Consider the following 20,560-nt stretch of genomic DNA (forward strand, 5'->3'; position numbering starts at 1 on the left):
AACGATCAGTCAAGAACGATCGTTCCTCAAAAGTCAGGCGCCCTCTCGCCCGGCGCGTTCCCAGAGCCAGCCGAATCGGTCGATGCGCCACAACTGGGCCACGATGAGCAGGGTCGCACCGAAGATCGTCGGCCACGGATCGAGCCGGACCAGTCCCCACGCGATGAGCACGAAGCCCGCCGAGCCCAGCACCACCAGGATGCGAAGAACCTGCTTGTGGCCGGGCGGTACCGCCGATTTGTCGTGGACCCAGACGCGTTCTCCGTAGATTCCCCTGGCGGCCCAGGTCCGCGGTTCGACCGGCGGGAACGCCGAGGGGTTGACGAACAGCCACACGATGACGGCCGCGATCGGCACGAGGCACCACCAGCCGATCCAATCGCGACTCCAGATGGCGAGCAGCATCGCCGGGATGGCGGCGAACCGGGTCCACACGCTCCACGGGTTGGCGTGCCGACGCCATGCCTCGTCGTCCATGCGGAAGGCGCGGGCGATTCCGTCGATGAGTCCCATGGACTGTCCTTCCTCGGATCAGGTGAGGTCTTCGATCGCGGAATACGCCTTCAGCCAGCGATCGTCGGCGAACAGGCCATCGGTGAGCATCTCCATCCCGGCACGGGCACCCCGGACCGCGGTCGCGGTCTCCGCGGTGTCCCCGCCGAGAAATCGGCCCACCTGATCACCGAGCACCAGCGGCGCCAGCAGCCAGGACACATAGACGACCGTGCGGGCTCGCGGATCCGCCGACGGCCGCACCCAACCCTCGCGCTCCCCCTCGGCGAGCCATTCCTCGGTGCGTTCCACGATCTCGGCGAACAACGTCGACGCGGCCGCCGTGCCGTCGAGCAAAGCCCGCCCCAGATAGCGCCGGATCGGCGTCGCGGCCTGCAGTGCCTCGCCCAGCGCGGCGGAGCTTTCGCCGCCACCGCCACGGATCGCCGCGATCACGTGCTCGTCGCAGGCTTGCCGCAACCCCTCCTTCGACCCGAAGTGATGCAGCACCAGCCCCGGTGACACCCCCACGTCGGCGGCGACAGCACGCACCGAGGTACCGGCCACCCCGTCGGCACCGAACCGCGCCAAGGCCGCGTCGCGGATCCGCGCCCGGGCCGTCAAATCCGAATCTGAACGCATGGTCAGATGATTGAACATCTGTTCAGCCGCGTCAAGCCCCGACGGCACGGCCGGCGCTCAGCCGCCGGTCGTGCCGTCGAGCATTTCGCGCAGGATGTCCAGGTGGCCGTTGTGACGTGCCGTCTCCTCGACGAGATGGTGCAGGATCCAGCGCAGATCGACGTGGAGACCGTTGCGGACCGCTCGCCGGGCCCGCTCGTCCAGGCCGTGCGCGGCGACCAGTTCGCGGTAGCGAGCGCTCTGGGCGGCGTACTCGTCGAGTATTCGCGCGAGCGGGAATTCGACGGCGATCCGCATCTCGCGGTCGGGGTCCTCCTCGGTCCACGGGCCCTGGTCCTCCTCACCGAGGAAGACCACCTGGAACCAGTAGTACTCGACCCAGCGGAGGTGGTTGAGCACCCCGCACAGGGTCATCAACGGCGAACCCGGCAGGAGCGACTTGCGAGCGTTCTCCTCCGAGACGCCGTCGCATTTGGCACGCGCGGTGTCCCGGGCGTAGTCGAGGAACGTGGTGAGCTGGGTGCGCTCGTCCCACGCGGGCGGCGTGTCATCGATTCTGGTCATCGCGCGAAGCCTCCCCGATCTTCGCGTCCGACGCGAGGCGATTAACGGGCCCGACCTGCCCGAACCGGCGGCGCGCAGGGTTCAGGATCGCCCCGCCACGAAAGGCGTCACGCTCAGCAGATGCGCCTTGAAACCCTCGCCGTAGGTGCTGGTCGGGGTCCCGGCGTAGTCCTGGATGAGGACGTTGCCGCCGCTACAGCCCCACGGGTTCCATGTCCACGCCGTGTACCCGAGGCGGTGCGCGTCCAGCCACGCCATGACCTGGTCCAGGTAGTCGTGCGCGCACGAATCCTGACCGATCTCCCCGGCGTGCACCGGAACCTGTGCGGCGACCGCGCCGATCTGGCCGTCCCAGCAGGCGGAGGTCTTGCAGGCGTTGAAGTTGTACGAATGCCACGACGCGACCACGTTGTTCAGCGGATCGACCGGCCGGTAGGTCAGCCACTGGGAGAGGTCGTTGGTCCAGGTGAGCCCGGCGGTCATGACGACGTTCGTCGCGCCGGTCGCGCGGACCGCGTCGAGCAGATCCTGCATCCCCGCCACCTCGTAGCCGATGCCGGTGCACTGGCCGCCGTCGCGCAGGCAGCGCCATTCGGCGGCCGCGTTCGCCCAGTTGTCGGCCGCGTCCGGATAGGGCTCGTTGAACAGGTCGAACACGACGGCGTCGTTACCCTTGAACGCGGTGGCGACCTGGGCCCAGAACGTCGGTGTGTGCTGCATGCTCGGCATCGGCTTCTGGCAGGTGGCGTTGACGTCCGCACACGCCGACACGTTGCCGGTGTACTGCCCGTGCGTCCAGTGCAGGTCGAGGATCGGGTTGATGCCGTTGGCCACCAACAGGTTCACGTAGTCCTTGACCGCCTGCTGATAGGCGGGGCCGCTCGGCGAGCCGGACAGGCCCAGCCAGCAGTCCTCGTTCAGCGGGATGCGCACCGCGCGGATGCGCCAGGTCTTCATCGCGTCGACCGACGCCTGGTCGACCGGCGCACTGTCCCACATGCCCTTGCCCTGCACGCAGGCGAACTCGCCGCCGGCACGGTTGACGCCGAGCAGCCGGTAGGCCTTGCCTTCGGCGGTCAACTGGTTCCCGGACACCTTCAACGCCGGCGCGGGCCCGCCCGCCGGCGGCTCGGTCGGCGGGACTCCGGTGCAGGCGGCGCCGTTGACCGCGAACTCCGCCGGGGTGCCGTTGCTGCCGCTGTAGGAGAAGTTCGCACCCGGCTGGACACTGCCACCGGCCGCGATCGTGCCGTTCCACGTCTCGTTGCGCACGGTGACCTGCTTGCCGGACTGCGACCAAACGCCGTTCCAGCCCTGCTGAAGGGTCTGGTTGCCGCTGTAGGAATACGTCAGGGTCCAGCCGTTGGCGGCCGTGGTGCCGAGGTTCGCGATGGTCACGGAGACGCCGAAGCCCGAGCCCCAGTCCTTCGCGGTGTAGTCCACGCGGCAGGCGAACGCCGCGGCCTCGGTACTCGCTCCGGAGACCGGCGCCGCCGACAGCACCACGGCGGCGCAGGCACTCGCCACGACGAGCAGTTTTCTTGCCGTCACACCCATGGACACTCCTTTGTGCACGGTGAACCGATCGCCCTGAGAGCGCTCCCAGACTGGCCACGGTGACCGATCGGAGGATGTCGTGTCAATTCCGGACGCGACTCCGGACGGGAATTCATCCACCCGCCGACCGGTGATTGGGCCGGGCGGGCCAATCGCTCCCCGCGCGGGCTGACGGTGCCGGACCGGCTGCGGACGGTCACGCCTCGGCCGGTTTCCGCCCGTTCTCCCCTGTCCCGCCACGAAAGCGGATTAGCCTGCCGCAGTGGACGGTCAGCCTGGGACGAACCTGCTCGGAGAACTGCGGCGCGTGGCCGGACTGACGCAGGAGGAGCTGGCGGAGCGCACCGGGCTGACGGTGCGCGGGATCAGCAACATCGAACGCGGCCGTGTCGCCCGGCCGCGGCGGCGGTCGCTGGAGGCACTGGCCCGCGGACTGGGCCTGCGGAACGATCAGGTCGCCGGGTTCGTGCGGCACTATCTGCCGGACGCCGACCCCGCGCCGAGGCCGACCAGTGCGCCGCCTCCGGTTTCGGTGCCCGCCCAGCTGCCGTCCGGCAGCACGTCGTTCACCGGACGGCGTGCCGAACTCGCGACACTCGACGGCCTGGCCGCCCTTCGCGACCGGGCCGTGGTCGTCGCGGTCCTCGAAGGCATGGGCGGAGTGGGAAAGACGTCGCTGGCCGTGCACTGGGCGCAGTCGGTCGGTGCGGAGTTCCCGGACGGTCAGCTGTTCGCGAACCTGCGCGGTTACGGCCCGGGTGCGCCTGCCGATCCGAGCGAAGTGCTGCACTCGTTCCTGCGCGCGTTCGGCGTGCCGGGGGCCGAGGTGCCGACGGACCTCGACGGCCGCTCGGCACTGCTGCGGAGTGTGCTGGCCACCCGTTCGGTGCTCGTCGTACTCGACAACGCGCGGTCCGCGGACCAGGTCCGGCCGCTGCTGCCCGGGCACGCGGGCTGCGTCGTGGTCGTCACCAGTCGCTCGACGTTGCACGGGCTGGCGGTGAGCGACGACGCCCACCGGGTCACCGTGCCGCCGCTCGACGACCACGAGTCGGTCGCGCTGCTCGGCCGGTTCACGGGCCAGGCCCGGCTCGGTGCCGACGAAACCGCGCTCGCCGACATCGTGTCCGGCTGCAGCGGACTGCCGCTCGCCCTGCGGATCGTCGGGGAACGGCTGGCGCACGAACGCGGTTTGGCGGAGGTGGCGGCGGCGATGCGGTCGGCGAACGACCGGCTCGACGCGTTCACCACCGAGGAGGCGAGGACGTCGCTGCCCGCGGTGCTTTCGTGGTCGTACGAAGCGCTGCCCGGCGACGTCGCGAGCGCGTTGCGGCTGCTCGGGGCCCACCCCGGTCAGCACTGGGATCCGGCCGCGGCGGCGGTACTGCTGGACGCCGACGCGGTCGAGACGCGGCGGCTGCTGCGGGCGCTGGTGACCGGGCATCTCCTCGACCACCGCGCGGACGGCCGTCACGAGTTCCACGACCTGGTCCGCGACTACGCGCGCAGCCTCGCCGACGAACGGCGACCGGCCGCGATGCGCCGTCTCGCCGGGCACTACCTGTCCGGCGCGGCCGCCGCCGCGGACGCGATCGCACCGCGTGACCCGAACCGGCGGCCGCTCCTGACCCCGGAAGTCGGCGGCCGGACGTTCGAGGATACCGAGGAGGCGGCGTCCTGGCTGGCCACCGAACTGCCCACGCTGCTCGCGATCGCCGAGGAGTCGGCGGCCGCGGACGGCACCGCGTACGCCCGTGACCTGTCCACCGTGCTGTGGCAGGCCCTGCGCCTCCACGGCCACTACGACGTCTTGCACAGGTTGCACGGCTTCGCACTCGCCGAGGCGCGCCGGGCCGGGGACCCGTTCGGCGAACAGCAGGCGCTGACCGACGTGGCCGCCATCTGCGCCCGCGTCGGCCGGTACGACGAAGCCGTCGAGCACCTCACCGCCTGCCTCGAAGTACCGGGCAGCAGGACCGCGACCGCCCGTGCGCTCACCACGTTGGGCACGGTGTACGCGCAGCTGGGCCGGTACCCGGAAGCGGCACACCACCTCCGGGAGGCCGTCGACCTGGCCCGCGAGGTCGGCGACACGCTCAACGAAGGCCGGGCCTACGGCAATCTCGGGTTCGTCCACGAGCATCTGGGTGAACTGGACGCCGCGCGGAGGAGTTATCAGCGGGGGCTGGACATCGCCGAGCAGATCGGCGACAACGCCGCCGTCGCGATCGGGCTGCACAACCTCGGCGACGTCTACCGCGCGCTCGGCCGTTACGAGGAGGCTCGCGAGCACCTCGACCGGTCGCTGATCGTGAGCCGGGCGGCCGGGCACCGGGAGGCCGAGGGCTACGCGCTGGTGTACCTCGGGCTGGTGCACCTGCACCTCGGCGACCCGGTGACCGGGCGCGAGTACGAGGAGCAGGCACTCGAGATCGCCGCCGTGACCGGCATCCGTCCACTGGAAACGCTGGCGCACAACGGCTTGGGCGACACCGCACGGGCGGGCGGAGATCGTGCGGCGGCGCTGTCGCACTACCTGCGGGCCCGCGACGTCGCCCGGCTGACCAGCGAGCAGCACGAGGAAGCCCGGGCACTGGAAGGGATCGCGGCGACGTACGAGGACGCCGGGGAGACCGAGAAGGCCCACCCGTACCGCCGGCGCGCACGGGCACTCTATGACGCCATGGGTATTTCCGGCCGCGCGTGAAGGCTCCCTTCTCGCGGCTGGGCCGAGGGGTCCCGGCGAAGTCGGGATCGTGCAGGTCGGGGACCCGCGCACCTCGAGTGTGGAGGATTTGGGACGTTGAACGTCCCGATTCCTCCACACTCGAACCCCGCATGGTCTGTGCCGCTCCCAGGACCCCTCACTAGCGGTAACACTTGCGCGCCGCCAGCCACAGTGAGTGACCGCCTGGGGGCGAAGGCGCGGCCCGCGACGAAACCGTGCGCCTTACCCAAAAGAGACGCTTCGGTCTCGGCTCACCTGCCCGGCGACTCCCTGCGACTTTGCCGGGACCCTGCGGCTGAGCCGAGGGAAGGGGCCTTCACTGCGCCCAGACGCCAGGGCCATTGCCGGTCAGGCACCCATTCCTCATGGCGCAAGCCGACGATGAAGGAATTGGGACATTGAACGTCCCGATTCCTTCATCGTCGCAGGATCACGCCCCCGCCCCAGTGGGGAGGATTCCGGCCGTTCGATGGCTGGAATCCTCCCCACTCGACCAGGCAGACGCTTTGCCGGGACCTGACATCCCTGCCGTCACGCACGCGACGGTCCGAGACTGAGCCCCATGTCCTGAAAGTCCCCTTTATCGCCTGGTCAATCGCGGTCCGTGTGCCCGCGGTTCCGGTTGGTGAGCGACGTCGGGCGACCGGAACTTCCGCCCCCGAAGTTCCGGTCGGTTGTTCATGGCCGTGCCGGTCCGGCCCCAGTTGAATCTGCCGAGGTCCACTTCGGACCGACTGGGGCGTAAAGGAGTTCGGCGGAGTTGCGGGCAGAACTGGGCATGGCCGGCCGGGTACACGAGGCGTTCGAGGACCAGGCGGGCAGGACACCGCACCGCGAGGCGGTCGTCGCCGGGGACCGGCGGACGACCTACCGGGAACTGGACGGGGCCGCGAACGCCGTGGCGCACGCGCTGCTGCGCCGAGGTTTGTCGCGCGGCGCGCTGGTCGGCGTGCGCCTGCGTCGCGGACCGTGGCTGGTGCCTGTCCTGCTCGGTGTGCTGAAGGCGGGCTGCGCGTACGTCCCGCTCGATCCGGCCGCCCCGCGTGCGGCGGTCGCCGGGATCGTCGAGGACGCCGGGCTGCGACTGGTCGTGGTGGACGAACCCGGCGCGGACGAACCGGCTCCCGTGCTCGCCGTCGCGGACATCGACCTCGCGCACACTTCGTCCCCCGGCGTCACGGGCGCGGGTTCGGACCTCGCCTACGTGATCTACACGTCCGGCTCGACCGGACGGCCCAAGGGTGTCGAAGTCGAGCACCGCAACGTGCTCGCGTTGCTGCGCTGGGCCGCCGCCACGTACACCGACGAAGAACTGCGGGGTGTGCTCGGCGCCGCCTCGGTGTGTTTCGACGCGTCGGTCGCGGAGCTGTTCCCGCCGCTGGTCACCGGCGGCAGTCTCGTTCTCGCCGAAAACCTGCTGGCACTGCCCGATCTCCCGGCCCGCGACGAGGTCACGTTCGTCCAAGGTGTCCCGTCCGTACTCGCCGTCCTGGCCCGCACACCGCTGCCGCCTTCCGTGCGCACCGTCGCCATCGCCGGCGAACCGCTGAGCCGCGCGCTCGTCGAGCGGATCCACCGCAACGACGGCGTCCGCCGGATCGTCAACTGCTACGGCCCGACCGAGGCCACCGTGAACTGCTCGTCGTACGAGGTCGGCCGCGACGAGCCCGCCGACCCGCCCATCGGCGTCCCGCTGCCCGGCGCGGGCTTCTCCGTGCGCGACCGGCACGGCCGTCCGCTCGAGGACGGCGAAACCGGCGAGCTGTGGGTCAGCGGCGCGCTGGTGACCCGGGGCTACCTCGGACGGCCCGAACTCACCGCGAGCAAGTACGTGACCGAGGACGGCGTCCGGCACTACCGCACCGGCGACCTCGTCCGGCGGCACGACGGCGTGTACCACTTCGCGGGCCGTGTCGACGACCAGGTCAAGGTCCGCGGGTTCCGGGTCGAACCCGGTCAGGTGCAGGCCGTACTGCTCACACACCCGGCGGTCGGCAACGCGGTCGTGCTCGCCCCGGCCGACGAGTCCGGGGAACGACGGCTGGTCGGGTTCGCCGAACCGCACGGCGACCGGCCGACCGAAGCGGAACTGCTCGGCTGGTTGCGGGCCCGGCTGCCCGGCCACCTGGTCCCTTCCCGGATCGCGGTACTCGACGCGATCCCGCGCGGCACCACCGGGAAAGCCGACCGGGCGGCCTTGGCGGCCTGGGTGTTCGATCGCGACCACTCGGCCGAGTTCGTCGCTCCGCGCACCGGCACCGAACGGCTGGTCGCCGAAGTCGTCACGGCGGCCTTCGGGGTGGCGGACCTCGGCGTGCACGACCGGTTCACCGACTCCGGCGGGCACTCGCTCGCCGCGGCACGAGCGGTCGCGCGGCTGCGTGAAGCCACCCGCCGCGCGATCAGCCTGGAGGACTTCCTGGCCGACGGCACGGTGGCCGCCGTCGCACGGCGGCTCGACGCAGCATCGGCCGTCGAACCGGCGGCGGAACCGGTCGCCGACCCGCGACGCGAGGTCTTCCCGCTCACCCACACGCAACGTGACCTGTGGACCCTCGCCCAGCTCAGTCCGACGGGCACCGCCACGACGGCCGCCTGGCGCCTGCGACTCCACGGCGTGTTCTCCCGCGAGGCACTCCAGAGCGCCGCGGACGCGCTGGTGGCCCGCCATCACGCGTTGCGCGGCACCGTCCAGGAGCACGGCGGTGAACCGCTGTTCGTCATCGGTCCTCCGGCCCCCGTTCCGCTCGACGTCCACGATGTCCAGGGGGCCGACGCCGAGGAACTGGCCGCCGCCGCGGCACGGCACGCGTTCGACCTGAGCATCGAAACGCCGTTGCTGCGCATCACCGCGCTCCGCGTCGCGGACGAAATCACCGAGCTGATCGTCGTTTCCGACCACATCGCCACCGACGGCGTTTCGATCGGCGAGATCATGACCGGCCTGGCGGGAGCGGAGGCACCGGAGCCGCGGGCGCAGATCGGCGACGTCGCCCTGCGCGAACAAGCACTCGACCGGAGCGAGCGGCTGACGCGGTACTGGTCGGCCGAGCTGGCCGGAGCGGTCCCGCCGGACGCGCTGTTCGACCGGCCCGCCCCGGGGGCACAGCAGTTCCTCGGCGAGCGGGTGACCGTTCCCCTGCCCGAAACCCTGCGCGCGGCGGTGGACCGGCTCGCCTCGGCGTCCGGGGTCACGCCGTTCGCGGTCTACCTCTCCGCACTGGGCGTGCTGACCGGGTCGCTGGTCAACGGCTCGGACGTCCTGCTCGGCACCGCCGCGGCACGCCGGGATTCCGCCGACCTCGCCCATACGGTGGGGCCACTGGTGGAGGTGCTGCCCGTCCGGCTGCGCCCCGATCCGGCCGCTTCGTTCCGCGATCTGCTGCGCGCGGCCATGACGACCACCGTGCGGGCGATCGACCACCGCGGCCTGTCCTCGGGCGAACTCACCGGACTCTGGGGCGGTGATCGTCCGGCGGGGATGCCGCTCACCCCCGTGTCGCTTTCGGTCCAGCCGTCAGGGCTCCCGCTGTCGGCGCACGGGCCCGGCGTCCGGCTGGACCTGCTCGGCGAACTGCCCACCCGCGGCAGCCACACCCCGCTGACGGTCTTCGTCAACGAGCACGTCGGCGGCGGCGAGCTGATCGTCGAGCACGATCCGGCCCTGCTCTCCCCCGCCCGCGCGCGCTGGTTCAGCCGGTCACTGCTGCACATCCTGCTGACCGCGGTGTCCACACCGGACGCGGTTCTGTCCACTTTGGATTTCGTCACGGACGAGGCGCGCGCGGAACTGGGCGACTGGGGCACCGGCACCCCGCTGCCACCGTCCGAAATGGTCAGTGTCCCGGACGCCGTCCTGCGCCATGCCGAACGGACGCCGGACGCGCTCGCGGTGTCCTCGCTGACCTACCGGGAGCTGGTCGCGCGGGCCGACCGGGTCGCGAGCGCCCTGCTCGCGGCAGGTGTGCGGGCGGGGGACGCGGTCGGGGTGTGCCTGCCCCGCGACGAACTGCTCCCCGCGATGCTGCTCGCCGTGTGGCGGGCGGGCGCCGGATACCTGCCGCTCGATCCCGATCTGCCGGCGGCACGGCTTACCCAGCTCGTCACCGAGGCGGACGTGAAGGTCATCCTGACGCGCGGAAGCGCACGGGACGCCGCCGCCGCGTTGCCGGTCACGGTGCTGGACGCCGACTCGGCACCGGACGCCGCCGATGCGGAACTGGTCGTGCCGAGCGGGGACTCGCTGGCGTACGTGCTCTACACCTCGGGCTCGACCGGCCGCCCCAAGGGCGTCGAAGTGACCCATGCGAACCTGCACGCCTTCGTCCGATCGCGTCAGGTGTCGCACGGCATGGCCCCGGGCGACACCATGGCGGCCGTCGCGCCGCTGGCGTTCGACGTCTCCGTGGAAGAACTGTGGTGGCCGCTCGCCTCGGGGGCACGGTGCGCGATCGCCGACCGCGACCGCGCCGTCGACGGCCACCGGCTCGCCCGGTGGATCGCCGAAAGCGGCGTCACCATCGTCGACCTGACACCGACGAGCCTGCGGATGCTGCTCGCCGCGGACTGGCCGGGCGATCCGTCGCTGCGGCTGCTGCTCGGCGGTGAAGCACTCGACCCCGACCTCGCCGCACGTGTGCTGCCGCTGGTCGGCGAGTTGTGGAACGGGTACGGCCCGACGGAGGCGACGGTGGCGGCGACCGCGCACCGCGTCACGCCCGGGTCCACCGGGGTGCCGATCGGCAAGCCGACGCCGGGTGTACGCCTGTCCGTGCGCGACGGCGGGGGCAGGCCCGTGCCGTCGGGCGCGATCGGCGAACTGTGGGTCGGCGGGAGCGGTGTCGCGCGGGGCTACCGCGGGCAGCCGGAGGCGACCTCGTTCGTCACCGAAGAGGACGGCCGCTGGTACCGCACGGGCGACCTCGTCCGGTGGCGGCCGGACGGCACGCTGGACTTCCTCGGTCGCGCCGACGACCAGGTGAAGGTGCGGGGCAACCGGTTCGAACTCGGCGAGATCGAGGCGGCGCTGCGGTCACTGTCCGATGTGGACGACGCGGTGGTGACGGTGATCGCGGACGGCGCCGACGCCCACCTGGCCGGCTACCTCACCCCGGCGACGGCCGACCCGTCGGCCGCTCAGCGGCACGTCCGCGCACTGCTGCCGGGGTACATGGTGCCGAGCCGATGGCTGACCCTGGACGCGCTTCCGTTACTGCCCAACGGAAAACTCGACCGCCGCGGCTTGCCCCCGCTCCCGGCCGCCACCACTGCCTCCTCGGCGCCGCTTTCGCCGGACGAGGCGGTGGTCGCCGAGGTCTGGCGATCCTGCCTGGACGTCGGCGAGATCGGTCCGGACAGCGACTTCTTCGCGCTCGGCGGCCGGTCGCTGGCGGCGACACGGGTGGTGGGTTCGCTGCGCGAGCGAGCGGGCCGCCGGATCACCGTGCGGACGCTGTTCGACCATCCGGTGCTGTCGGACTTCACCGCCCAGCTGGGCGGCCTGCGAGTGGAACCGGCGGGCCCGGTCGAAGAACTGGTGGCGGTCGTGTGGGCCCAGACCCTGGGCTACGACCGGGTCGGCGCGCTGGACGACTTCTCGGCACTCGGCGGCGATCCGGCGAAGGCGGCTCAGGTGGCGGATCACCTGGCGGCGGCGCTGGGGTTCCCGATCCCGGCGGAGAGCGTGCTGGAGCGCCCGGTCCTGCGCGAGTTCGCCAAGGCGTTGAACACCCTGGCCATGACGGCCCTCGAAACCGTGCCCTCGGGCGGCACGGTATGACCACCGACCAAAGGCACCCCATGACCGAGACGGTCCCCGCAGCACAGCATCTCCAGAGCCTGCTCGAAAAGCGCGCCGCGGCCGCCCTGCGCGGCGGCGCCGGTGAACGCCCCGCGCCGCTCTCCCCCGCGCAAGCCCGGCTTTGGTTCCTCTCCCGCTTCGAACCCGACGGGCACGCCTACAACATCCCCGTCACCGTCGAACTCACCGGGCCCGTCGACACCACGGCGCTGCTCGCCGCCGTCCGGGACGTCGCCCAGCGGCACGTCGTCCTCCGCAGTGTCTACCGGGAAGCCGACGGTGAACCGCGCGCGGTTCCCCTGCCTGCCGATAGGGTTCCTGTGTCTACTGTGGACACCGCGGACCCTCTGGACGAGGAGGCCGACCGGCCCTTCGCCCTCGCCGACGAACCGCCCATGCGGGCCACCCTCTTCCAAGCGGCGGAAGACCGGCACCTCCTGCGCCTGACCTTCCACCACATCGCGATGGACGCGGCCTCCGTCGACGTCGTGCTCGAAGACCTCGCCGCCTGTTATGCCGCACGGATCGGCACCGGCCCCATGCCGGAACCGCCGTCCCGCCAGTACGCGGACCTGACCCCTCCGCGGCCGCACGGCGAAGATCTCGACTGGTGGTGCCGGAAGCTCGCCGGGACCGGGGTGCTGGAACTTCCCGCCGACCGGCCGCGTCCCGTCGTCGCCTCCGGCGAAGGCGCCGAGGTGCCCGTCGAAATCCCGGCCCCGCTCACGAACCGGCTTCAGGACGTCGCCAGGGAGACCGGTTGCACGCCCTTCGCCGTCCTGCTCGCCTGCTGGCAGGCGCTGCTCGGACGTCTCGCGGGCACGGACGACGTCGCGGTCGGCGTCCCGGAATCGGGACGGCGAGGCCCCGGTTCGGAGCGGGTCGTCGGCTGCTTCGTCGACACCCTCGTCCTGCGCACGGATCTCTCCGGAGTCACCACCGGCCGCACCCTGATCGCCGCCGTCCGAGACACCGTGCTCGACGCCTTCTCCCATCCGGACGTGCCCTTCGAACGGATCGTCGAACGGCTCGCGCCCAAGCGGAGTCTCGACGCCTCGCCGGTCTTCCAGGTCATGCTCAACGTCCTCGACGATCCGCCGGGCATGCCCGGGTGGCCCGGCCTCGACGCGCGGGTACTCCCGGCGCCGGTGCGCGGCGTCAAATTCGACCTGAACCTCGCACTGTCCCGAGTGGACGGTGCCTACCGTGGTGGGCTGTCCTTCCGCACGGATCTGTTCGACCCGGGCACGGCCGAGCGGATCGCCCGCTGGTTCGTCGCGCTCCTCGACGGCGTCACCGCCGACCTCGACCGGCCGGTCGCCGACGTCCCCCTCGAAGCGGTGACCGGCCCGGTGCTCGCCGGGCCCGCGCCGGAGGCCGCCGAGTACCCGCCCGTGCACGTGCTCATCGAGCGGTCCGCCGACCGCGTCCCGGACGCCGTCGCCGTGGTCGGCGCGACCGGGTCGCTCACCTACCGGCAGCTGGACGAGCGGGCGAACCGGCTCGCGCACCGGCTCCGCGAACTGGGCGTGACCGCCGACGAGCCGGTCGGGCTGCTGCTGGAACAGGGCACCGACGTCGCCGTGGCGGTGCTCGGCATCATGAAGGCGGGCGGGGCGTACCTGCCGATGGACACCACCTACCCGCGCTCGCGTGTGGCCGCCATCCTTGACACCGCGAAGGCGCGGATCCTGCTCGTCCAGCCCGGCCTGGACGTCGCCGTTCCCGGCGTCACCGTCCTGACCGTCGACGACGCCGTCGCGGGCAGGCCCGCGACGCGGCCGGACATCGCGGTGGCCGGGCACGACCTCATCCACGTCATCTTCACCTCCGGTTCGACCGGCTCGCCCAAGGGTGTCGCGGTCGAGCACCGCAATGTCGCGCACTACCTCGCCGGGATGCTGCCCCGGCTCGGCGATGTCGGCGGAGCGTCGTTCGCGGTCGTCTCCACCCCGGCCGCCGACTTCGGCCTGACCTGCGTGTACGGCGCCCTCACCACCGGCGGCACGGTGCATCTGGTCGACCGGGACACCGCGATGGATCCGGAGGCGTTCGCGGGCTACCTGGCGGAGCATCCGGTCGACGTCCTCAAGTGCGTGCCCAGTCATCTGGAACTCCTGGCACGACACGGAGATCTGGCCTCGGTGCTGCCGAGGGCACTGCTGATCCTGGCGGGCGAGGCCTGCCCGTGGTCGCTGGTCGAACGCGTCGAGGCGGCCAGGCCCGGGCTGCGGGTGCAGAGCCACTACGGGCACACCGAAAGCACGATGATCTCGATGACCTGCGACGTGGCCGCCATCCCCGGCCACGAGCGGGATGGTTACGTGCCGCTCGGCACGCCACTGCCCGGCGTGGTCGGCTACCTCGTCGACCGCGCCGGTGCGGTGGTTCCGCCCGGTCTGGCCGGCGAGCTGGTGATCGGCGGACCGCAGATCGCGCGTGGCTACCTCGGCGACGACACCCAGACCGTCGAGAGGTTCCGGCCGGATCCGCTCGGCACGGGCGTCCGGTGTTTCCGCAGCGGGGATCTGCTGCGCGTACGCGACGACGGCACCGTGCAGTTCCGCGGCCGCGCCGACGACCAGGTGAAGGTACGCGGCAACCGCGTCGAACTGGGCGAGGTCACCGCGGCGCTGCGGGACGTCGACGGGGTCGCCGAGGCCGTGGTGCTGCCGGTGGGCGACGGCCTCGACCGGCGTCTGGCCGCCTGGCTGGTCGGGCCGGGACTCGACGTGGCCGCCGTGCGCCGGACGCTGCGGGAGCGGCTGCCCGACTACATGGTTCCCGCGTCGCTGACCGTGCTGGATCGCTTGCCGCTCAACGCGAACGGCAAGATCGACCGCGCCGCGCTGCCCGACGTCGCGGCCTCCGCCCCGGCGGTGCGCCGCCCGGTCGCCACCCCCGCGGAACGTCTGGTCGCCCGGGTCTGGACGGAGGTCCTCGACCGGTCCGACATCGGCGCGGACGACGACTTCTTCGCCGTGGGCGGCCATTCGTTCGCCGCGGTCCGGGTCGCCGGACGGCTCGGTGAGGCGTTGCACCGGGAGGTGTCGGTGCGGACGCTGTTCGAGTACCCGGTGCTCGCGGATCTGGCCGCGATGCTGGAGGCCGACACGGACGGCGTGTCCGGCGGCGCGCCGATCCCCGTGCGACCGGACCCCGAGGCGCCCGCGCCGCTGTCGTCGGCGCAAGCCCGGCTGTGGTTCCTGGACCTGCTGGAGCCCGGATCCGCCTACAACCGGGACATCGTGCTGCGCCTGCGCGGTCCGTTGGACACCGGCGCACTGGCCCGTGCGGTCCGCGAGGTCGCGGCCCGGCATGTGGTGCTGCGCAGCGTGATCGAAGACCGCGACGGTGTCCCGATGGCCGTCCCGCTGCCAGTGGACGCGATCTCACTGTCCGTTGTGGACACAGTGGATACGGACGACGTCACGGCCGCGTACCGTGCCGAAGCGGAACGGCCGTTCGCGCTCGACCGCGAACCACCTTGGCGGGCGAAGCTGTTCCGTGTCGCCGACGACGACCACGTCCTGGCGATCACCATCCACCACATCGCCACCGACAACTGGTCGCGGGGCATCATCGGCACCGACCTCGCCGCCGCCTACAGCGGTCGGGCGCCCGCCCCGGTTCCCGTGCAGTACGCGGACTACGCGGCCTGGCAGGCCACACGGCAGCGTCCGGAAGACCTCGACTGGTGGTGCGAGCGCCTCTCCGGGCTACCGCCCCTGCTCACCCTGCCCACCGACCGGCCGCGTCCGCCGGTGGCCGCCTGGTCCGGCGGGCACGTCCGCTACACGCTCCCCACCGGACTCACCGCGACGCTCCGCCGTGTCGCCGGCGAGACGGGCATGACGCCGTTCATGGTGCTGCTCGCCGGCTGGCAGGTCCTGCTCGGCAGGCTCGCGGGCGCCGACGACCTCGCCGTCGGCGTGCCGGAGTCCGGCCGCCACCACTCGGACGTCGAAGCCACGGTCGGCTGCTTCGTCAACACGCTCGTGCTGCGCACGGATCTGGGCGGCGAGCCGACCGTGCGCGAACTCCTCGGCCGGGTCCGGGAGACCGTGCTCGGCGCGTTCGCACACGCCGAAACGCCCTTGGAAGCGATCATCGAACGGCTCAGACCGGATCGCACGATGTCCGCGACGCCGCTGTTCCAGGTGCTGCTCAACGTCCTCGACCAGCCCGCGCCCGAACCGGAGATCCCCGGTCTCGACGTCACGCCGCTGGCCTCGACGACCGAACGCGTGAAGTTCGACCTCAGCATGGCGCTGGTCAACGAAGGCGACACCTACTCGGGCGAACTCGCCTACCGGACCGACCTGTTCGACGCCTCGACCGCCGAGCGGATCGTCACGGACTTCCAGGATCTCCTCGAAGTCCTTCTGTCCGATGTGGACGCTACGGTCGGCGTCACGGTCACTCCCGGGGAAACGGTCGCCCCCGTCGCGGCGAAGCGAGGAGGTGGCGTCCCGGCGACGCCGTCCGAACAGCGGGTCGCCGAGGTGTGGGCGCGTGTGCTCGACGTTCCCGAAGTCGGTGTCGACGACGACTTCTTCGCGCTCGGCGGGCATTCGTTCACCGCGGTGCGCGCGGTGCGGCTGCTCGACGAACGGCTGCGCGTCATCGACCTGTTCCTGCGCCCGACCGTCCGCGAACTGGCCGCCTACCTCGACGCGGGCGAGGAGACCGGCGGCATGCTCCACCGCCTGTCCCCCGTGCGGGCCGCCGCGGCGGAGGTGACGCTGATCTGCGTGCCGTACGGCGGCGCGTCGGCCGCGGTGTTCCAGCCGCTGGCCAACGAACTCGACGGCGTCGACGTCCGCGCGGTCGAGCTGCCCGGCCACGACGTCGCCCGCCCGGACGAGGAGTTCGGCACGATCGACGAGATCGTGGCCGCCCTCGCCGACGAGATCGGCCGGACGGTCACCGGTCCGATCGCGCTGTACGGGCACTGCGTCGGCTCCGCCGTGGCCACCGCGCTGGCCGCCCGGCTGGAGGCCGACGGCCGGACCGTCCTGGGCGTGGTGGTGGCGGGCAGCTTCCCCGCCGCCCGCCTGCCCGGCCGTCTTTCCGCGTGGCTGCAACGGAAATTCCCGCGCGAGCGGTGGGTGTCCGACCGGCTCTACCGTGACACGCTCCGCGCGGGCGGTGGCCTCCTCGACGACATGGACGAGAAGGCGAGTGCCGCGATGCTGCGGGGCCTGCGGCACGACGCCGCGCAGGCGCAGGCCTGGTTCGGCCGCGAACTCGGCACCGAAACCCGGCTGGCCGCGCCGATCCTGTGCGTGGTCGGGGCGAGCGACCCGGCCACCGAGCTGTACGAGGAACGGCACCGCGAATGGGGTGCCTTCGCCGATCGCGTCGACCTCGCCGTCCTCCCGAAGGCCGGCCACTACTTCCTCCGCCACCAAGCGGCGGAAGTCGCCGACGTGTTGCGTACCCGGCTCTCCCGATGGGCGAACGGAGAACTGCCGCCGCGCGTGGAGGACGTCCCGGTGGCCACCGGACGCCGGGGACTGCGGGCCTTCTACACGGTCGCCGGTGGCCAGGCGATGTCGATGATCGGCAACGAACTCAGCTCGTTCGCCCTCGGCGTCTGGGCCTACCAGCGCAGCGGGCGGGTGTTCGACCTCGCGCTCGTGGTGCTGCTGGCGCGGCTGCCGAGCATGCTGCTGACCCCGGTCGGCGGCGCGCTCGCCGACCGGCTCGACCGCCGCCGGATCATGCTGGCCTGCGATGTGGTGAGCGGGGCGGCGATGGTCGCGCTCGCCGTCCTCGTCGCCTTGGGACGACTGGATCTTCCGACGGTCTGCGTGATCGTCGGGGTGACGTCGCTGGCCTCGGCGTTCCACCGGCCCGCCTACCTCGCCGCGATCGCCCAGCTGGTGCCGAAGCCGTACCTGCCGCAGGCGAACGCGCTGGCCGACATCGGCATCGGGCTCGGTACCGTGCTCGGGCCGATCCTCGGCGGTGTCCTCATGGGACTGTCCGGTCTCACGTCGGTCGTCGTGGTCGACGCCGCCACCTTCGCCGTCGGCGTGGCGACCCTGCTGGCCGTGCGGTTCCCCGACCGGCTCTTCTTCACCCGGCGGGAGCCGTTCCGCAAGGCGCTCACCGGCGGCTTCACGTTCGTGCTGCGCCGCAAACCCCTGCTGGCGATGGTCGGCTACTTCGCCGTGGTCAACTACTTCACCGCGCTGATGTGGGTGGCGATCACGCCGCTGGTGCTGTCGATCGGGACCCCGGGTGAACTCGGGTTCGTCAGCGCCGCCGGGGGTGTCGGCGCCGCGGTGGGGGCCGTGGTGGTGATCTGGTGGGGCGGTACGAAACGGCGTGCCACCGGGATGATCGGCTTCGTCGTCGGCTCCGGCATCGGGGTGCTGCTGATGGGCGTCTGGCCGTCGGCGGTGGTGATCGCCGCGGGCCTGTTCGTCCGGCTGGCCTGTATGAGCATCGGCAACGCGCACTGGCTGTCGATCATCCAGACGAAGGTCGGCCAGCATCTGCAGGGCCGGGTGCTCGCCATCAACGTCATGCTGGCCACGGCCATGTCCCCGCTCGGGTTCCTCACCGCGGGCGCGTTGTCCGACTGGTTCGGCCCGCTCGCCCGCGGGTTCCGCGCGCTGGATCCGGTCACCGCCAACGATTCCCACGCCGGGGTCGCCGCGCTGATGGTGTTCTCCGGGATCGTCCTGGTGGTCTGGGGTGTGCTCGGGCTGCGGTACCGGCGGTTGCGGGACATCGAGGACCTCCTGCCGGACGCCGCCCCGCCCACCGAGGTCGACGCCGATCTCGACCGCGTCCAGGCGCTGGCGGACCGGGCGGTGGCCCGGTGACCCGCCTGGTGACCGGGGCCGACGTCGAGCGGGCCGCGGACCGGATCCGGTACTCGGTGCGCCGCACGCCGGTGCTCGGCCCGGTCGGCGAGCTGTGGATCAAACCGGAGAACCGGCAGCGGACCGGTTCGTTCAAGGTCCGCGGGGCGCTCAACGCGGTCGCCGGACTGACGAACGCGGGCCAGGTGCTGGCCCAGTCGTCCGGCAACCACGGCCGCGCGGTGGCCTACGCCGCGGCCCGCCAAGGGGTGAAGGCCACGGTGGTACTGCCGGAAACGGCACCCGCGTTGAAGATCGACGCGGTCCGCGCGCTCGGCGCCGAAGTCGTCGTCGTGCCACCGGGAGAACGGGAATCCGCGACGGCCGCCCTGCTGGCCCGCACCGGCGCCACCCTGATCACGTCGGCGGACTTCGCGGTGATCGCGGGTCACGGCACGGTCGGCGCGGAGATCGTCAGCGACCTGCCGGACGCGGGTACCGTCCTGGTCCCGGTCTGCAACGGCGGCCTGCTCGCCGGCGTCGCCGTCGCGGTCAAGGCGTACTCGCCGTCCACGCGGGTCGTCGGCGTGGAACCCGCACTCGCCGCCGACGCGGCCGAATCGTTCCGCACCGGCCGCCTGACGCGCTGGCCGGTGTCGCGGACCTACCGGACGATCGCCGACGGCCTGCGCGCGCCCGTGCTCGGCGAACTCGCGTGGGAGCACGTCAAGTCCCTTGTGGACGACGTGGTCACCGTCGACGAGGAAAGCATCGTCGCCGCGCAGGCGTTCCTGTTCGACCGGTTCGGCGTGGTCGCCGAACCGAGCGGTGCGGTGGCGACCGCCGCCCACCTGACCGGGCGCGCCGGGCCGCCGGGGAAGTCGGTCGTCGCCGTCGTCTCCGGCGGGAACGTCGCCGCGCCACCACTGGGGACGAGAAGAGAGCAGGTGTCCGTTGAACTCGGCTGAGATCGGCGGTGTACTCGCGACGATCGGGAACACTCCCCTGGTCGCCCTGGATCGCGTCGTCCCACTGGCAGGCTCCCGGGTGTTCGCGAAACTGGAGAAGTTCAACCCCGGCGGCAGCGTCAAGGACCGGACGGCGCTGAACATGCTGCACGGCGAAATCCGCTCCGGCACACTCGTTCCCGGCCGGTCGGTGGTCGTCGAGTCCACTTCGGGCAACCTCGGCGTCGGGCTCGCGCAGATGTGCGCGTATTTCGGGCTCGACCTGGTGTGCGTGGTCGACACCCGCACGACCGCGCAGACGCTCGCGTTGCTCCGGGCCTACGGCGCCAAGGTGGAGGTCGTCACCGCCCCGGTGGACGGCGACCTGCTCGGCGCCCGGATCGCCAGGGTGCGCGAGCTTCTCGCGCTGCTGCCGGACGCGTTCTGGCCCGATCAGTACGCGAACCCGCTCAATCCGGCGGCGCACGAGCACACGATGCGCGAGATCGCCGACGCTCTCGACGGCCGCGTCGACTACCTGTTCTGCGCGGTCAGCACCGGCGGCACGATGCGCGGCTGCGCCGACTACATCCGGCGCGAAGGGCTGGACACGAAGCTGGTCGCCGTCGACGCGGCGGGCAGCGCGATCTTCCACGTGCCGACCGAAGAGCGCCGGATCCCGGGCCACGGTGCCGGACGCCGACCACCGCTGGTCGACCCGTCCGCGGTGACCGAGGTCGTCCACGTGACCGACCTCGAATGCGTGCGCGCCTGCCGCACGCTCGTCGCGCGCGAGGCCATCCTGGCGGGCGGTTCGTCCGGCGCGACCGTGGCCGCGCTGGCGAAGCTGCGCGACCGCATCCCGCCCGGCTCCCGGTGCGTCCTCGTCTTCCCCGACGACGGCAACCGCTATCTCGACACCATCTACTCCGACGCCTGGGTCCGCGGTCACTTCGGTGAAGTACCCGAAGTGACCACCCGCGTCCTGGCCACCACCTCCTGAGGAGTTTTT

General features: G+C 71.9%; 9 protein-coding genes. 5 read left to right on the forward strand and 4 right to left on the reverse strand.

The genetic code is table 11. The annotated features are described in order from the left end of the window. Positions 1 to 33 precede the first annotated feature (33 nt). The 4 genes from L324_RS17590 to L324_RS17605 form a co-directional block, all read right to left on the reverse strand. Positions 34 to 513: a DUF6653 family protein gene (locus L324_RS17590; RefSeq protein WP_037309153.1), complete on the reverse strand. Its 480-nt coding sequence runs from the start codon at positions 511 to 513 to the stop codon at positions 34 to 36. Between the two features lie 18 nt (positions 514 to 531). Next, complete coding sequence (locus tag L324_RS17595) at positions 532 to 1,134, reverse strand: TetR/AcrR family transcriptional regulator (RefSeq protein WP_037309250.1); 603 nt, start codon at positions 1,132 to 1,134, stop codon at positions 532 to 534. A 57-nt stretch (positions 1,135 to 1,191) separates the two neighbouring features. After that, on the reverse strand, positions 1,192 to 1,698 hold the full coding sequence (locus tag L324_RS17600) for a DinB family protein (RefSeq protein ID WP_037309155.1): 507 nt from the start codon (positions 1,696 to 1,698) through the stop codon (positions 1,192 to 1,194). An 81-nt stretch (positions 1,699 to 1,779) separates the two neighbouring features. After that, positions 1,780 to 3,255: a cellulase family glycosylhydrolase gene (locus L324_RS17605; protein ID WP_051173947.1), complete on the reverse strand. Its 1,476-nt coding sequence runs from the start codon at positions 3,253 to 3,255 to the stop codon at positions 1,780 to 1,782. 262 nt (positions 3,256 to 3,517) lie between these two features. Between L324_RS17605 and L324_RS17610 the strand changes: the two genes are divergently transcribed. The 5 genes from L324_RS17610 to sbnA all read left to right on the forward strand — a co-directional run bounded on the left by L324_RS17610 (position 3,518) and on the right by sbnA (position 20,551). Continuing rightward, complete coding sequence (locus L324_RS17610) at positions 3,518 to 5,962, forward strand: ATP-binding protein (RefSeq protein ID WP_051173948.1); 2,445 nt, start codon at positions 3,518 to 3,520, stop codon at positions 5,960 to 5,962. A gap of 781 nt (positions 5,963 to 6,743) precedes the next feature. Next, positions 6,744 to 11,762: a non-ribosomal peptide synthetase gene (locus L324_RS17615; RefSeq protein ID WP_152546892.1), complete on the forward strand. Its 5,019-nt coding sequence runs from the start codon at positions 6,744 to 6,746 to the stop codon at positions 11,760 to 11,762. 20 nt (positions 11,763 to 11,782) lie between these two features. Beyond that, a complete protein-coding gene (locus L324_RS17620; RefSeq protein ID WP_037309161.1) occupies positions 11,783 to 18,622 on the forward strand; it encodes a non-ribosomal peptide synthetase/MFS transporter in 6,840 nt (2,279 codons plus the stop codon). Next, entirely contained in the window at positions 18,619 to 19,569 is a 951-nt protein-coding gene (locus L324_RS17625; RefSeq protein WP_037309164.1) for a threonine ammonia-lyase, read from the forward strand. Before L324_RS17620 ends, L324_RS17625 begins: the two co-directional genes overlap by 4 nt. Continuing rightward, positions 19,556 to 20,551, forward strand: coding sequence for a 2,3-diaminopropionate biosynthesis protein SbnA (gene sbnA / locus L324_RS17630; protein ID WP_037309166.1), 996 nt, complete (start codon positions 19,556 to 19,558; stop codon positions 20,549 to 20,551). The genes L324_RS17625 and sbnA overlap by 14 nt, the downstream gene beginning before the upstream one ends. Positions 20,552 to 20,560 lie beyond the last annotated feature (9 nt).

Origin of the sequence: Amycolatopsis orientalis DSM 40040 = KCTC 9412 (genome assembly GCF_000478275.1) — a bacterium.
Classification (GTDB): Bacteria; Actinomycetota; Actinomycetes; order Mycobacteriales; family Pseudonocardiaceae; genus Amycolatopsis; species Amycolatopsis orientalis.

What these genes read in the sequence shown, in the direction of transcription:
- L324_RS17620 (WP_037309161.1), top strand. Translation starts at nt 11,783, where the DNA reads ATGACCGAGACGGTCCCCGCAGCACAGCATCTCCAGAGCCTGCTCGAA.
- L324_RS17590 (WP_037309153.1), bottom strand. Translation starts at nt 513, where the DNA reads ATGGGACTCATCGACGGAATCGCCCGCGCCTTCCGCATGGACGACGAG.
- L324_RS17595 (WP_037309250.1), bottom strand. Translation starts at nt 1,134, where the DNA reads ATGCGTTCAGATTCGGATTTGACGGCCCGGGCGCGGATCCGCGACGCG.
- L324_RS17600 (WP_037309155.1), bottom strand. Translation starts at nt 1,698, where the DNA reads ATGACCAGAATCGATGACACGCCGCCCGCGTGGGACGAGCGCACCCAG.
- L324_RS17605 (WP_051173947.1), bottom strand. Translation starts at nt 3,255, where the DNA reads ATGGGTGTGACGGCAAGAAAACTGCTCGTCGTGGCGAGTGCCTGCGCC.